General features: G+C 36.1%; 17 protein-coding genes. 11 read left to right on the top strand and 6 right to left on the bottom strand.

Annotated features, from left to right (window positions below):
* Positions 1 to 7 precede the first annotated feature (7 nt).
* Positions 8 to 1,339, top strand: coding sequence for a ribosome rescue GTPase HflX (gene hflX / locus ABXT51_RS07355; protein WP_416696312.1), 1,332 nt, complete (start codon positions 8 to 10; stop codon positions 1,337 to 1,339).
* Positions 1,303 to 3,642 (top strand): endopeptidase La, encoded by a 2,340-nt coding sequence (gene lon / locus ABXT51_RS07350; protein ID WP_416694959.1) that lies wholly within the window; start codon positions 1,303 to 1,305, stop codon positions 3,640 to 3,642. The genes hflX and lon overlap by 37 nt, the downstream gene beginning before the upstream one ends.
* On the opposite strand, the gene rsmB is transcribed toward lon, so the two are convergent.
* Complete coding sequence (gene rsmB / locus ABXT51_RS07345; RefSeq protein ID WP_416694957.1) at positions 3,596 to 4,924, bottom strand: 16S rRNA (cytosine(967)-C(5))-methyltransferase RsmB; 1,329 nt, start codon at positions 4,922 to 4,924, stop codon at positions 3,596 to 3,598. The genes lon and rsmB overlap by 47 nt on opposite strands.
* Positions 4,914 to 5,633, bottom strand: a complete 720-nt coding sequence (locus ABXT51_RS07340; RefSeq protein ID WP_416694955.1) for a DsbC family protein — start codon at positions 5,631 to 5,633, stop codon at positions 4,914 to 4,916. The genes rsmB and ABXT51_RS07340 overlap by 11 nt, the downstream gene beginning before the upstream one ends.
* A gap of 78 nt (positions 5,634 to 5,711) precedes the next feature.
* Here ABXT51_RS07340 and ABXT51_RS07335 point away from each other — a divergent pair, with 78 nt between their 5' ends.
* From ABXT51_RS07335 to ABXT51_RS07295, 9 genes are all read left to right on the top strand, one after another.
* Positions 5,712 to 7,139, top strand: coding sequence for a leucyl aminopeptidase (locus ABXT51_RS07335; RefSeq protein WP_416694953.1), 1,428 nt, complete (start codon positions 5,712 to 5,714; stop codon positions 7,137 to 7,139).
* Between the two features lie 9 nt (positions 7,140 to 7,148).
* Complete coding sequence (locus ABXT51_RS07330) at positions 7,149 to 7,460, top strand: pyrimidine/purine nucleoside phosphorylase (RefSeq protein ID WP_416694951.1); 312 nt, start codon at positions 7,149 to 7,151, stop codon at positions 7,458 to 7,460.
* Positions 7,461 to 7,590: 130 nt separating this feature from the next.
* Complete coding sequence (gene pabC, locus ABXT51_RS07325) at positions 7,591 to 8,424, top strand: aminodeoxychorismate lyase (protein WP_416694949.1); 834 nt, start codon at positions 7,591 to 7,593, stop codon at positions 8,422 to 8,424.
* The gene (gene mltG, locus ABXT51_RS07320; protein WP_416694947.1) at positions 8,415 to 9,398 is read left to right on the top strand and encodes an endolytic transglycosylase MltG; all 984 of its coding nucleotides are present in this window, start codon (positions 8,415 to 8,417) and stop codon (positions 9,396 to 9,398) included. Before pabC ends, mltG begins: the two co-directional genes overlap by 10 nt.
* 16 nt (positions 9,399 to 9,414) lie before the next feature.
* Entirely contained in the window at positions 9,415 to 10,032 is a 618-nt protein-coding gene (gene tmk / locus ABXT51_RS07315) for a dTMP kinase (protein ID WP_416694945.1), read from the top strand.
* Positions 10,029 to 11,069: a DNA polymerase III subunit delta' gene (locus tag ABXT51_RS07310; protein ID WP_416694943.1), complete on the top strand. Its 1,041-nt coding sequence runs from the start codon at positions 10,029 to 10,031 to the stop codon at positions 11,067 to 11,069. Before tmk ends, ABXT51_RS07310 begins: the two co-directional genes overlap by 4 nt.
* Entirely contained in the window at positions 11,069 to 12,352 is a 1,284-nt protein-coding gene (hemL, locus tag ABXT51_RS07305; protein WP_416694941.1) for a glutamate-1-semialdehyde 2,1-aminomutase, read from the top strand. Before ABXT51_RS07310 ends, hemL begins: the two co-directional genes overlap by 1 nt.
* Positions 12,349 to 12,951: a TIGR00730 family Rossman fold protein gene (locus ABXT51_RS07300; RefSeq protein WP_416694939.1), complete on the top strand. Its 603-nt coding sequence runs from the start codon at positions 12,349 to 12,351 to the stop codon at positions 12,949 to 12,951. The genes hemL and ABXT51_RS07300 overlap by 4 nt, the downstream gene beginning before the upstream one ends.
* Positions 12,942 to 13,598 carry an HAD family hydrolase gene (locus tag ABXT51_RS07295; protein WP_416694937.1) on the top strand — a complete coding sequence of 219 codons (657 nt, stop codon included), beginning with the start codon at positions 12,942 to 12,944 and terminating at the stop codon, positions 13,596 to 13,598. The genes ABXT51_RS07300 and ABXT51_RS07295 overlap by 10 nt, the downstream gene beginning before the upstream one ends.
* 1 nt (position 13,599) lies before the next feature.
* Here the strand turns inward: ABXT51_RS07295 and ABXT51_RS07290 are convergent, their stop codons facing one another.
* Genes ABXT51_RS07290 through ABXT51_RS07275 form a run of 4 tightly spaced genes read right to left on the bottom strand, consistent with a single transcriptional unit; the run spans position 13,600 to position 15,240 of the window.
* Positions 13,600 to 14,115 carry a DsrE/DsrF/DrsH-like family protein gene (locus ABXT51_RS07290; protein ID WP_271537945.1) on the bottom strand — a complete coding sequence of 172 codons (516 nt, stop codon included), beginning with the start codon at positions 14,113 to 14,115 and terminating at the stop codon, positions 13,600 to 13,602.
* A 14-nt stretch (positions 14,116 to 14,129) separates the two neighbouring features.
* Entirely contained in the window at positions 14,130 to 14,354 is a 225-nt protein-coding gene (locus ABXT51_RS07285) for a sulfurtransferase TusA family protein (RefSeq protein ID WP_271558474.1), read from the bottom strand.
* 47 nt (positions 14,355 to 14,401) lie between these two features.
* Entirely contained in the window at positions 14,402 to 14,812 is a 411-nt protein-coding gene (locus tag ABXT51_RS07280) for a DUF6691 family protein (RefSeq protein WP_416694934.1), read from the bottom strand.
* Positions 14,809 to 15,240, bottom strand: coding sequence for a YeeE/YedE family protein (locus ABXT51_RS07275; RefSeq protein WP_416694932.1), 432 nt, complete (start codon positions 15,238 to 15,240; stop codon positions 14,809 to 14,811). The genes ABXT51_RS07280 and ABXT51_RS07275 overlap by 4 nt, the downstream gene beginning before the upstream one ends.
* Positions 15,241 to 15,264: the final 24 nt, after the last annotated feature.

The raw sequence follows: 15,264 nt of genomic DNA, 5'->3' as shown, positions 1-15,264 counted from the left end.
CTTAAGAATATCTATGGAGCTTTTTGATCGCCAAAAAGATGCAGTTGGCCAAGGTGAAAGAACTATATTGGTTCATATTGAGTTAACTTCAAATAGACAGGCATCAAGCAGTATTGGTGAATTTCAACAGTTGGCATTGTCCTCTGGTCTCACTATTATTGACACTATAACAGTTAAAAGAAGCATTACTAAAGCCCAGTTTTTTATTGGCACTGGGAAGGTTGATGAGCTATCAACAATTGTGTGTGACAATGAAATCGATTTAGTTATTTTTTCTCTACAGCTATCCCCCTCTCAAGAACGTAATTTAGAGAAAGCATTAAAGTGTCAAGTGATGGATCGAACTGGCTTAATATTAGATATCTTTGCATTAAGAGCAAGCTCCTTTGAGGGAAAGTTGCAAGTAGAGCTAGCACAGTTAAAGCATCTATCTACTAGACTTGTAAGAGGCTGGACTCACCTTGAAAGACAAAAAGGCGGTATTGGACTTCGTGGACCAGGTGAGACGCAGCTAGAAACTGATAAGCGATTAATTTCGGTACGTATAAAAAATATTAATAAGCGACTAGATAAGGTTCATAAGCAGCATGATTTGGGACGTAAATCCCGAATTAAGAATCAACTTCCTATGATTTCACTTGCAGGATATACCAATGCAGGAAAATCAACACTCTTTAACCTTCTAACTAAGGCCAAAGTTTATGCAGATGACAAGTTATTTGCTACACTAGACTCAACTATTCGACGTGTTATCTTACCAGCTTCTGGTGAGGCAGTTATAGCTGATACGGTTGGCTTTATTCAAGATCTACCACATGAGCTGGTTGAGGCCTTTAAGTCGACTCTTGAAGAAACACGACAAGCTAACGTCCTACTTCATGTGGTCGATGCGTCAGATCCGAATAACAGGGATAAAATTGAGCAGGTAGAGGATATTATTGAGCAAATAGAGGCACAAGATATTCCAAAAATTATTGTAATGAATAAGATTGATGGAATTGCTGATTTTAAACCTCGCCTTGATAAAGACCATGATGGTAATATTTATAGAGTTTGGATTTCAGCTCATACGGGAGAAGGAATAGATCTGCTTTATCAGGCACTTTCGCAGAGTTTAAGTGGAATGATGACTTTTGCAGGAATTAAGTTAGATGTTCAATCTGCTTTCATTAGAAGTGAAATTTATAAAGTTGGATTTATTCAAAAAGAAATAATGAATGAATTTGGGCAATGGCTACTTGAAATTAATGTCACTCGACACTATCTAGAAAGATTACTAGACAAGCAAGGCGTTTCATTATTATGGGAACAGAAATCACCACAGAGCCAAACGGCTTAAGCAAGCAATCAATTCCACTACTTCCTCTTAGAGATGTAGTAGTTTTCCCGCACACGGTAATTCCTTTATTTATAGGAAGAAAATCTTCAGTTAATGCAGTTACTCAGGCTATGGAGGCTGATAAGAATATTTTTTTAGTTACCCAGAAAGATGAAACTATTGAAGAGCCAAATAATGAGCAGCTTCACAAGGTTGGAACCCTCGCAACAATTCTTCAATTACTGAAACTTCCAGATGGAACTATTAAAGTTTTAGTCGAAGGTGTTAAAAGAGCAAAAATCGAAGAATTTGTTGATTTAGGTGAGCATACAGAAGTAATTTTAAGTGACTGTAGTTTGACTCATGATGATGACACTGAGATAAAGGCTATGATGCGTTTAGCCCTTGAAAACTTTGAAAAATATATCAAGCTCAGTAAAAAAATCCCTGAAGAAGTTTATAAAGTACTTAAAGAGATTACAGATATTGAGCGTTTCAGTGATGTCATTATTGCAAATCTTAATCTTAAAATTGAAGAAAAGCAGAACTTACTTGAGAGCAGTGAGGCAAGAGAAAGACTCGAGAAAATTCTATCAATCCTTGAAGGAGAGCTAGATGTTCTTGGCGCAGAGCAAAAAATTCAAAGTCGAGTGCGCAAACAGATGGAATCCAATCAAAGGGATTACTATTTGAATGAGCAAATGAAGTCCATTCAAAAAGAGCTTGGAACTGTCGATGATGAGAATGAGATTGAAGAATTACAAAACAGTATTAATAAGGCAAAAATGCCTAAAGAAGCTAAGAAGAAGGCTCAAGGAGAGCTTAATAAGCTTCAAAGAATGTCATCTCAATCATCAGATGCTTCAATCATTAGGACTTACATAGAAAATTTATGCTTAGTTCCCTGGAGTAAAAAAACGAAAACAAACCAAGATTTGGTAAAAGCTCAAAGAATTCTGGATGAAGATCACTATGGTTTGGATAAAGTTAAAGAGAGAATCATGGAGCACTTAGCAGTCCAAAGTCGAGTCACCCATAATAAAGCGAATATATTATGTTTGGTCGGACCACCAGGAGTTGGAAAAACTTCTCTTGGAGAGTCAATTGCAAAATCAGTCAATCGTAAATATGTTCGTATGGCTCTTGGAGGAGTTCGAGACGAAGCTGAAATTCGAGGCCATAGAAGAACTTATATTGGGGCAATGCCTGGTTCAATTGTCCAAAAAATGCAAAAAGTTAATGTAAAAAATCCATTATTTCTATTAGATGAGATTGATAAGATGGCATCTGATTTTAGAGGAGATCCTGGCTCTGCAATGCTAGAAGTTTTAGATCCAGAACAAAATCATACTTTTAATGATCATTACCTAGAAGTTGATTATGATCTTTCCCAGGTCATGTTTGTTGCTACTGCAAACTCTTTAAATCTTCCTGAAGCATTAATAGATCGCATGGAAATTATTCACTTGTCTGGATATACTGAAGATGAGAAGCTTGAAATTGCTAAGCGCCATCTAATTTCTAAACAAATGAAAAATAATGGTGTTAAAAGCTCTGAAATTATTTTTAAAGACTCCGCAATAATGGATATTATTCGTTATTACACAAGAGAGGCAGGAGTTCGAAGCCTCGACCGTGAAATCGGAAGTATTTGTAGAAAGGTTATTAAAGATATCACTCTAAAAAAACGAAAAGCTAGAGCAATCATCAATTCAAAAAGCCTTCCAAAATATTTGGGTATGAAGAAATATCGCTTCGGTCTTGCTGAAGAGCATAACCAAATTGGTGAAGTGACTGGACTGGCATGGACATCTGTTGGTGGAGACTTGCTTACAATTGAAGCTTCTTCATACAAAGGTAAAGGAAAGCTCAATTACACAGGCCAGCTTGGTGATGTCATGAAGGAATCCATTCAGGCGGCAATGTCTGTAACAAGATTGCGAGCTGAATCACTTGGCATAGCGGATGACTTTCATGAAAAACTTGATATTCATATTCATGTGCCTGATGGGTCAACTCCTAAGGATGGTCCAAGTGCTGGAGCTGCAATGTGCACCGCTCTTGTGTCGGTTTTAACAGGTCGAAAGGTAAAAGCTGCAGTGGCAATGACTGGAGAAATAACTCTAAGGGGTGAAATAACTCCAATTGGTGGGCTAAAAGAAAAATTACTTGCGGCGATGCGGGGCGGGATTCAGACTGTCATTATTCCTGAAGATAATGAGCGTGAGTTATCTGAAGTGCCCGAAAAAATTAAAAGTAAACTTGAGATTATTAAAGTTAAGTGGATTGATCAGGTTTTAGACATTGCACTTGAGGAAAATTAAAGGTAATTAACTTTGATAGCTTTTTTGTAAGTTTGGCGTAATAAAAGCCGTCATATACTTTCTTAGGAAGTTGTTGTTTTCCAATGAACCCATCTCCCCATGAAAGGGATATTTCTTCGTTGGTAGCATCTTTAAACCTTTCAAGAAAGCTAACAATTTGTCTCTCGTTTTCATCTGGAAGAACTGAGCAAGTAGCATATATAAGCTCCCCACCGGGCTTTAAGAGATGCCATAAATTATCAAGAATTAACGCTTGAATTTTAGTAATTTGATTGACATCTTTTAGTTTTCTTAATAGTTTAATATCTGGGTGTCTTCGAATGACTCCTGTTCCTGAACAGGGAGCATCAATTAAGATTTTATCAAACTGTTTTTGGTCCCACCAGTCTTGCCTTGTTGCATCCCCAACAATCATTTCAACATTCTTAGTTTTAAGGCGATCAATATTTTCTTTAACTTTTAGTAACCGTGTTTCATCACTATCTAGAGCAACTATATTTGCTTCAGGACATAGTTCAGCTATGTGAGTTGTTTTACCTCCAGGAGCACAACATGCATCAAGAATTAATTCCCCTTTTTTTGGTGAGACTAGATGAGCTGCAAGTTGAGCAGATACATCCTGCACGTAGCAAGACCCTTTTTCAAAATCTGGCAGGCTGCCTACTTTTACAGCACTCTCAAGAATAAGTGCTTGCGGGGCAATGTTTGATTTCTCAGAAAATATATCTTGTTTTTTTAATTTTTCTTGAAAAGCGCTTAGATCAATTGATGGGTGAACTCGAATTGACATTGGGGCTTTTTTATTATTCTCAAAAAATATTTCTTGGAAGTCTAACGGGTAATCTTTTTTTAATTTTTTTACAAGCCAGCTTGGATGAGAATGATGAGCTGTCTTCAAGATTGAGTCTTTATCTCGATCAATTCCTCTAAGTATTGCATTAACAAAACCTTTGGCCCAGGTTTTTCCAATTTTTTCTGCTATTTCAACAGTTTCATTGATTGCTGCATGACTCGAAATATCAGTGTAAAGAAGCTGATATGCTCCAAGAATCAATAAACTATGGATATCAAGGTTTTTCTTTTCTAACGGCTTCTTTATACGGGGCGTAATTATGTCATTAAGATGATGATAGAATCGGATTGAGCCATATACCAAGGATTTTGCAAAAGGAGATTCAGTACTTTCCGCTGGAAATAAGGCGTCCGATAAAGCTTGCTTCTCTAAAGCTACTAGGCAGATGGCTTTATGGGCTATAACCCTGGAGCTTTCGTTATTGAGCAATTGCTTGTAAGATACTATTTAAAAGTTGATTGGGCTCTTGGTAGCCAGGAATATTTGAGCCATTTTCAAGGAAGATTGAAGGCGTTCCATTAACTCCTAATTGCTTAGAGATTGCAAGTTGATCTTCAACAGGATTTATGCAATCAGGGCTATTAGGTAAATCACGATTAGTTTTATAGTTGTGCATTGCAATGGCTTTGTCTTCAGCACACCATATTTTTTCCATAGCGCTTTGTGCATTTGGGTGAAGTTGTTCAATTGGCGCAGCTAAGTATTTAATTGTGATACCTAGAGAATTCATACCTTGCATATTTGAGTGAAGCTTTGCACAATAAGGACAATCTACATCCGTAAAAACATGGAGAATGTATTGCTCATTTTCGGCCTTGAAAACTATTTTATTATTTTCATCAATACTATTTAAAATTTTAATTTTTTCTGAGTTTATTCTTTTAGTAGAAAGATTGGCCATTAACTTTATGTCGGTTACTGCACCTTGAATAACATAACGCCCATCAAGCGAAATATACAAAACCTCAATCTGAGGGTTGGTAAGAACTACCTCGTAAAATCCTTCCAATTCTGAGCTGCTTATATTCTCAGTTTTAATAGTTGGGAAGAATGGCTTTAAATTATCAAAAACCTTGTCAATATTTGCAGTTACGGAGTTAGTAATTATGATTAAAGATAAAAGAAGAAGCTTTTTCATATTAAAAATTCAAGATTAAAGAAGTAAATTTTACAGTTTTTTGGTAGAATACCGAGATTATAATTTTCGGAAAAAGTCATGGAATTTTTTGTTACTCATCAAGCAGCGGATCATTACAGTGGTGACTGCTCAGTCGCTTTTGTTTTTAAAGATACAACTAATGAAAATAGAATTCTTCAAGGGCTTCTTGAGCTCCATCGTTTTGAAGCAAATCTAGGCGAAACCCTAATGCTTGGTAAGGTCGAGGGCTATAAATCAAAAAGGGTATTAGCAATTGGCTTAGGAGAGTCGCCATTAACTCAAAAAAAATATATTAAGGTGCTTAAGTCGCTTTCTTCAGCTATGGATGATACAAAAGTAAAAAATGTTGTAATACCTAGCCTTGAAGTAGAGGGACGTGACGATTCTTGGTTACAAATTACAACGGCTCGAGTGTTAAAAAATGAAAGTTATCAGATAAAAAAAGTTGGCTTAGAAGTGGAAAAGAAAGCTACCGTTCTTGAGGCGGTAAATATTTATTCTGAAAATAATGGTATTACAGAAATTAGTAAAGGAGTTGCAATTGCAAATGGAATGGCTCTGGCACGAGAGTTAGGTGACTTGCCGCCTAATATATGCACACCAACTTACATTGCTGAAATAGCTCAATTATTAGCATCAACCTACAAACTGAAATGTGAGGTTTTAGAGGAGTCAGATATGGAGGCCTTGGGGATGAATTCATTGCTCTCAGTTTCTCTTGGATCCTCTCAACCTGCAAAGCTAATTAGTTTAAATTACTCTAATGGTGGGAAAGAAGACCCGATTGTTCTAGTTGGAAAAGGGGTAACTTTTGATAGTGGAGGTATTTCGTTAAAGCCAGGATCAGGTATGGATGAGATGAAGTATGACATGTGTGGCGCTGCATCCGTTCTTGGAACAATGAGCGCGGTAGCAGAGATGGGCATTAAAGTTAACTTAACAGTTGTAGTGCCTACTGTTGAAAATATGCCTGCTCACAACGCCTCTAGACCAGGTGATGTGGTAAAAAGCATGTCTGGCCAAACCATAGAGATTCTAAATACAGACGCAGAGGGCCGGTTGATTCTTTGTGATGCCCTAACTTACTGTGAAAAATTTAATCCTAAGGTTGTGATTGATGTTGCGACTCTTACTGGTGCTGTAATTGTTGCATTAGGTAAACATCACTCTGGCGTTATGTCTAATGACCAAAATCTTGCTGATAGCCTTAAAGCTTCAGGTATTTCATCAATGGATACAGTTTGGCAGCTCCCTCTTGATGATGAGTATGACGAATTACTTAAGTCTAATTTTGCAGATATGGCAAATATTGGTGGGAGAGAAGCGGGTACTGTAACTGCTGCGTGTTTTCTAGCGCGTTATACTAAGAATTACTCTTGGGCTCATATTGATATTGCAGGAACTGCTTGGCTTGGAGGTTCAAAAAAAGGCGCAACAGGAAGGCCAGTTCCTCTATTAACTCAGTATGTCATGGACCAAGTTTAGGAGTACATTATGTCAACATTTAAAAATGTAGAAATTAGTAAAGAGGCTAATATTTATTTTGATGGCAAGGTTACAAGTAGAAAGGTTAAATTTAGAGATGGAGTAGTTAAAACTCTTGGAATTATGATGCCAGGCTCCTTTGAATTTGGCACTGAGCAGAATGAATTAATGGAAATCACGGCTGGTGAAATGAATGTATTGTTAGCTGGAAAAACTGAATGGCAAACGATTCAAGGCGGTGAATCGTTTGAGGTTCCTGCATATAGTTCTTTTAAGTTGGAAGTAAAATCTGTAGTAGATTATTGCTGCTCTTACTCATAAACAAGGCTATTTTTGATTCTTTTCTTTATAGAGCTTTGTTTGGTTGACTCACATTCTCTCAATTAAGGTAGCTATAAGGTTTACTTTTCTTTCGCTATAATTTATTCTTACAAAAAGACAAAATCATGATATGAATCCAGTTGTATTGATTAATGGGGTGGAGCAGGAAAAGATTTCAGTTTTTAACCGAAATATGCAGTATGGTGACGGTTTATTTGAAACTTGTGTTGCTAGGGATAATCAAATTTTATTTTGGCCACGTCATTATTCTCGCTTAGAAATAGGCTGCGTAAAACTCAACATTAATAAGATAGATGAGGGGCTATGGCTGAGCGATATAAAGAAGGCATTTGAATTATCTTCGAAGAAAAATTGCATTGTTAAGTTGATCTTGTCACGTGGTGATTCTCTTAGAGGGTATGGCTATAAAGATGACATTGAGCCTGTAAGAGTTGTTATTGTCTCTGAAATGTATCAACCCTTATTTAATAAAGAATTTTCTCTTGAATATGCAAAAAGTGGTTTTCATTCAAATCCACAATTAGCTGGCATAAAGCATTGCAATAGGCTTGAACAGATTTTAGCAAGGTCTAGCTTGTCAAGTAATGAGGCAATTATGCTGGATGAAAAAGAAAATATCATCTCGGTAACTCAAGGCAATATTTACTTTATATTTGGAAATAAGTTATTAACGCCTAAACTAGATCGCTGCGGTGTTGTGGGTAGCAGAAGATCGCTTATTCTTGAGCTTGCAATGTCACTTAAAATGGAAGCTTTAGAAAGTAATATTTCTATTAATCAAGCTCAAAAGGCCGACGAGGTATTTATTTCAAATAGCGTGATAGGTATTCAGCCTGTCCATTCAATTGAGATTCATAAGCTTGGTCAAAACCCACTAACAGAAAAGATTCAAAAAGCATTTTTATCTAAAACAAAAGAAATTAGTTCGTGGACATGTCCATAAGCGATAAGAATAAAAAGTTTTCAAAATTAGCAGCTTTATTTGTTCTGCTATTATTTGCAATCTGGTCCCTTTCTTCGAAAGATATGATGGTTACTGAAAGCCATATATTTGAGGTTAAAAAAGGATCTTCAATGGGCTCTATTGCCAAAGAACTGAGTAATAAGGGACTCATAAAGTCTGAGTTATTTTTTACATCATTCAGTAAATTTCTTAATGCTAATAAGAAATTAAAGTCAGGTTATTATGAGATAGTGCCAGGCACAAGTGTATGGACTTTTATAGATAAAATTTCAACAGGATCTGTTCTTTCAACTAAGGTAACCTTGATAGAAGGTAAGACTATTAAATTTTATTTCAATCAATTAACTAATGATCCTTCTATTAAGCCTAGTGGCTCTCTTAAAGAGGTAATGACATCAATTGGTATTAATGAGCCATATGATGGATGGTTTTTTCCTGAAACATATAGTTTTAATTATGGAGAGAGCCTTGAGAATGTATTGAAAAGGGCTCATCAAGAATTGATGAAAAATTTAATGGTATTGTGGGATCAAAGAGATAAAAGCTTGCCACTTAAGTCACCGTATGAAGCTATTATCCTAGCCTCTCTAATAGAAAATGAAACAGCACTAGATGAAGAAAAATCATTAATTGCAGGTGTATTTATACGAAGACTTAATGAAGGGATGCGGCTTCAAACTGACCCAACTGTTATTTATGCTTTAGGAGATGCTTACTCCCCTCCACTTAAGAAGAGTGATTTAAGGATAAACAGTTTATATAATACCTACCGCAATAAAGGGCTACCACCAGGAGCAATTTCTTCTGTAGGTTATCAGTCTCTGTTCGCCGCCCTTCATCCTTCAAGCAATACTGACTTATATTTTGTTTCAAAAAAAGATGGTAGCCATGCTTTTGCACCAAACTATGAGAAACATAAAGAAAATATCAAGAAATATTTAAATAATAACTAGTCTAAAATTGAAAGTTATGAATAAAGGAAAATTTATTACAATTGATGGTGTTGAAGGTTCTGGTAAAAGTACTCAAATTGATCTTATTTGTAGTTATTTGCAGCGAAAAAGTATAGATGTTGTAAGAACTCGTGAGCCAGGTGGTACTGATCTAGGTGAAAAAATTCGTTCCCTATTGCTTGATGTTGATAATAAAGAAATGCATAGTGATACAGAGTTATTGTTAATGTTTAGCTCTCGTAATGAGTTAATACAGAATAAAATTATCCCCGCTCTAAATAAGGGCTCTTGGGTTGTTAGTGATCGATTCACTGATGCTTCATTTGCTTATCAAGGCGGAGGTAGAATGCTTGACTTAAATCGTATTTCTAAGCTTGAAAGCTGGGTATTAGGTGAATTTCAACCAAATTTAACGTTGTTTCTTGATGTGAGTATTGATGTTGGAATGCAAAGAGTTGAAGCAAGAGCACCCAAAGATAGGATTGAGTTGGAGGAAAGAGCCTTTTTTGAGCGGGTGCGCTCAGTTTTTATTGATAGATCTAAATCCTATCCAGAGAGAATAAAATTAATTGATGCAAGCGGCTCAATAAGTGAAATTCATAACAACATAAAATTATTTTTAGACGTATTATGAATTTGCCTTGGCATAGTAGTGCTCATAAAAAGATAAATAAAATGATTGATCAGAATCATTTGCCGCATGCGCTTCTTATTACTGGAGTTCAAAAGATTGGTAAATTCGAATTTGCCCAAACCCTAATTCAAAAACTCCTATGCAAAGATTCATCCTGTGGGAGCTGTGCAGTCTGTTTATCTTTAACAAAAGATGAGCCAAATGCTAATTTAGAGCATAGTATATTAATACGACGATCGCATTATCCAAACTTAATTTATTGCCGAGCTGAACTAAATGACTCAGGCTCTATGTCTAAGGATATTCGTGTAGATCAGATTCGTGCTTTTTGTGAATCACTTGGAAAAACAGCTGACTCACTGCAAATTGGCATTATTTTTTACGCGGACCAAATGAATGTAAATGCTGCAAATGGTCTTTTAAAGACTCTAGAAGAGCCTAGAAAAAATACTCTTATTATTTTATTAGCTCACAATGCGCGCTCACTTCCACAAACTGTTTTATCTAGATGCCAGACTATCCATATCAATCCCACATATGAGCAAGAAAGCGCAGATTGGCTCTCAAAAAATATTGACAAAGATTCAAGAGATGATTTTGATGCTTTGCAGCTATTAGAAAGTTCCCATGGAATACCTTATAAGGCCCTAGAGGATTTAAAGGGGCACTACTTTTTTCACTATCAAAACTGGCAGAATTCACTATTGGAGATTGCAATAAGCCCTACTAAGATATACGATACTGCAATGTTTGACGGAAATGAAATTGGGGTTTTGAAATGTTTACAACAGCTAGTTAATGAAGGGATAAAAATAAAAATCCTTAATCATGAAGGGGCTAATTTAGAGCTAAATAAGGTTGTTGAGAGAACATCTAGTAATTATTTATTCAATTTGCAGGATGATATTAATTCTGCGATTTCTATGTCACAAACTACTGTCAATATGAAGTTATTATTGGATAATGTATTAATTGTCTGGTCACACATTTCTCATTTAAAAAAATACCCAGCTATTACTAATATTCAGGAAAACTAATGAATCGATCATCAGCATTATTTAAAGAGGCTCAAGAATATATGCCTGGAGGCGTTAATTCACCTGTTCGGGCCTTTAATGGAGTCGGCGGAACTCCAATATTTTTTGAGCGTGGAGAAGGTGCTTATCTTTATGATGTAGATGGCAATTCGTATATTGATTATGTAGGCTCTTGGGGCCCAATGATTTTAGGGCATGCTAATCCTATAATTATAGATTCAGTAAAAGCTGTTTTAAAGAAAGGATTGGGTTTTGGGGCGCCTACTGAAATTGAAACATCTCTTGCAAAGAAAGTTTGTAAGCTTGTTCCTTCAATTGATTTAGTCCGGATGGTGAGTTCAGGTACTGAAGCAACTATGAGTGCAATTCGCCTGGCGAGAGGGTATACGGGGCGAGATAAAATTTTAAAATTTGAGGGTTGTTATCATGGCCATTCTGACTCTTTATTGGTAAAAGCAGGTTCAGGCGCACTAACTTTAGGTGTGCCAACTTCGCCTGGAGTGCCAAAAGACCTGGCAAAACATACTCTGACACTTGAATATAATAATTTAGAGGTTGTGGAGGAATTATTTTCTGAGATGGGCGAAGAGATTGGATGCATTATTGTTGAGCCAGTTGCAGGAAATATGAACTGTATTCCTCCAAAAGAAGGATTTTTACAAGGCCTACGTAAGATTTGTAATGAATATGGCGCTGTACTTATTTTTGATGAGGTGATGACAGGCTTCCGGGTGGCTTTAGGTGGTGCTCAAGAGTTTTATAATGTTACACCTGATCTTACTGCCTTAGGAAAAGTGATTGGAGGTGGCCTTCCTTGTGCTGCGTTTGGAGGGAAGAAAGAAATTATGAATCAAATTGCCCCACTTGGTCCTATCTATCAAGCTGGAACACTCTCTGGAAATCCTCTTTCAATGGCTTCTGGACTTGCCATGTTGAGCGCCTTAGAATCTGATAAATCTTTTTATGAAAACCTTGGTAAGCGCTCTCAGTATTTAGTTAATGGAATAGTTTCTGAAGCTAAAGCACAAAATATTCCGATGACAAGTAATAGTGTTGGAGGAATGTTTGGTTTGTTTTTCAGTTCTGAAAAAAAGGTTAGTAACTTTTCTCAAGCATCAAGCTGTAATATAGAACTATTTAAGAAATTTTATAATGCGATGCTGAAGCAAGGAATCTATTTAGCACCATCTGCATATGAAGCGGGCTTTTTATCAAATGCTCACACAGATGATGACCTTGATAAAACTATCAATGCAGCTTCAACTGCATTTTCTTTGATATGAGTTTAGTAACGGTTGGCGCTGAATTATTGGCTGCAAAACAACGACTTCAGATATTTAAAAATAATGTTACTGTTTTTGGCTCCGCTAGAATTAAGCCGACAGACCCTTTGTATAATGATGCTTATGAGTTGGGAAAAAGTTTATCTAATAGTGGTTATAACGTGTTTACCGGTGGCGGTCCTGGAATCATGAGTGCTGCAAATAAGGGGGCGTATGAGGGGAAATCAAAAAGTATAGGCCTGAATATTGAACTACCACAAGAGCAATCTAGTAACCCTTATCTTGATGAGAATATTACATTTGACTACTTCTTTTCTCGAAAGGTTATGCTTGTCAAATACTCTAGTGCTTGTGTGTACTTTCCCGGAGGTTATGGAACTGCAGATGAGTTAATGGAGGTTTTGACTCTAATGCAAACTAACAAAATGAAAAAAGTTCCAATAATTTTGTACGATTCAAAATTTTGGGCATCATTACTCTTATGGATTGAGCAGTCAGTCGAAAAATCTTATGTAAGTAAAGAAAATTTTGAATTAATAAGGGTGGTTGACTCAGTTGAAGAAATTATTAATATTGTGCAAACAGAAGTATGTCTTTAGCAATTTTTGATCTTGATAATACTCTGATCGGTGGCGATAGTGACCACTTATGGGGTGAGTTTTTATGCGATGAAGGCATCATTGTTGATCGCCAATCGTTTCAAAAAAAGAATGATTATTTTTATCAACAATACGAATTAGGCTTATTAGATATATATGCATGGGCAGAGTTTAGTTTTGAGATACTGGCGCGACACTCCATGAAAGAGTTAGGCGAGCTCCATCATAAATTTATGATTGCAAAAATTGAACCAATTATTTTAGATAAGGCTCAAAATTGTATAGATAACCATAAAAAAAATGGAGACACAATTCTCGTCATAACAGCCTCAAATACCTTTGTCACTTCTCCAATTGTCAAGAGGTATGGGATCGACCATTTACTGGCAACTGAGCCTGAAATAAAGTCAGGACGTTATTCTGGAAAAATTTCTGGGACTCCATGCTTTCAGTCAGGAAAAATAGATAATTTAATGCCATGGATGGCTAAAAATAATGAAACATTAGAAGGTTCTTCTTTTTATTCAGACTCGCATAATGATCTCCCACTCTTGGAGTTAGTTGATCACCCAGTTACAATAAATGCTGACAAAATTTTAACCTTAGAGGCTAAGAAAAAGGGCTGGTTGAATCTAGACTGGCGTTAGTCTAGATAAACAAATCTTGGCTAGATTTATCGGCAACATCAAGATAAGTTGCGGCTCCAGCAAATTCTATTCCTTCAATAAAGTCATCTCTTGAAAATCCAAACATACCCATTGTCATTTCGCAGGCAATAAATTTAACACCCATTTCAACACAAATAGATCTCAGCTCTTCAATTGAAGCCATACCATTATTTTTAAAGGTTTTTAGCATCATTCGAGTTGCAAAAAGTTCCATACCAGGGATGTTCCAAAAAATATTTGGAATTTTTTGGCTAAAATCTATAGCTTGAAACCACTTTGGGCCAAATGGCATTTTCATTGGCATATCTGGATTTCCTTGAGGTGATATACGAAGATGTGACAAATCCTTAAGGAGAAGGTTTAAGCCATAAAAAGTGCAAAAAACTGTCACTTCTTTGCCCATCGCAATACCTGTTGAAGCTAGTATAAAGGGCGGATATGCCCAGTCAAGAGTGCCTTTAGAGGCAATAACAGTCATTTCTTTTGAGTTAGGCATTTTTGTTTGGTAAATTAATTTTTTTGAATATTAAAGATGATTTTATTTCCATCATTTTTTTGTGACAATAACTTATGACCAAGTTGGTTGCAGAAGGCTTCAAAGTCTTTTTTTGAACCTTGGTCTGTGCACGTTACTTCAATTACCTCATCCGTGTTCATTTTGGCTAATGCCTGCTTAGTTTTTAAAATAGGCATTGGACATGCATAGCCGCACATATCTAGAGTTTGATCTGCCATAATGAACCTTAAGGATTAAGTAAGAGTATTTTAGTTGCTAATTAACTCTATTTTATCGTATTTTTTTTAACTAAAACACCTGCAGCCATTGAAATTAGGAAGACTAGGGTAATTGGATCAAAGGTTGCTAATGCTGAGATTGCGGGTCCAGGACAAAGACCAACAAGCCCCCAACCAATTCCAAATAGTGATGAACCTATAATTAGTTTTTTATCTATATTTTGTTTAATAGGCAAATTAATTTTATCACCTAGAGCTGAAAGTTCTTTATTTTTGAAGAAGTAAAAGAATGGGCCTGCAGTAATAATAGCCCCGCTCATAACAAATATTAAAGAGGCATCCCAGTTGTGGGTAATACTTAAAAAACCTATGACTTTTTCGGGATTTGTCATTCCTGAAATAACTAAACCAATACCAAATATAATCCCACAAATTAAAGAGATAATTTTATCGTTCATAAGTAAATCCCAAACTGTTGAAGAACAGCAACAGTAAGCATTCCAATTGCTACAAAAATGCCAGTAGCGATTATAGAGCTTTTTGATAGCCTTCCAATTCCACAAATCCCATGCCCAGAAGTACAGCCCCCTCCAAGTCTTGTTCCAAAACCAACTAAAAAACCACCTGGAATAATTAAAAGATAAGAGTGGGTTATGTTGAATGCTACAGGAGCACTGGAGGCAATAAAATTGAAGTAAATTAAAGGCCCAATTACTAAGCCAAGTAAAAATGCAAGATTTGAAAGCCTTTGAGAGGCTTTAGTTATGGCATTTTCAAAAATTCCACTAATTCCTGCCAGCCGGCCTGTCATATAGAAATAAAAAACTACAGAGAATCCAATGATTACGCCTCCTAAAAGAGCGCTAAAAGGTGTAAAGTTGTTCATTAATATGAAGTTAAAACAAAATTT

This window comes from Candidatus Pseudothioglobus sp. Uisw_050_01, from assembly GCF_048085775.1.
GTDB lineage: Bacteria > Pseudomonadota > Gammaproteobacteria > PS1 > Pseudothioglobaceae > Pseudothioglobus.
This window is presented reverse-complemented; position numbering and strand designations above follow the sequence as displayed.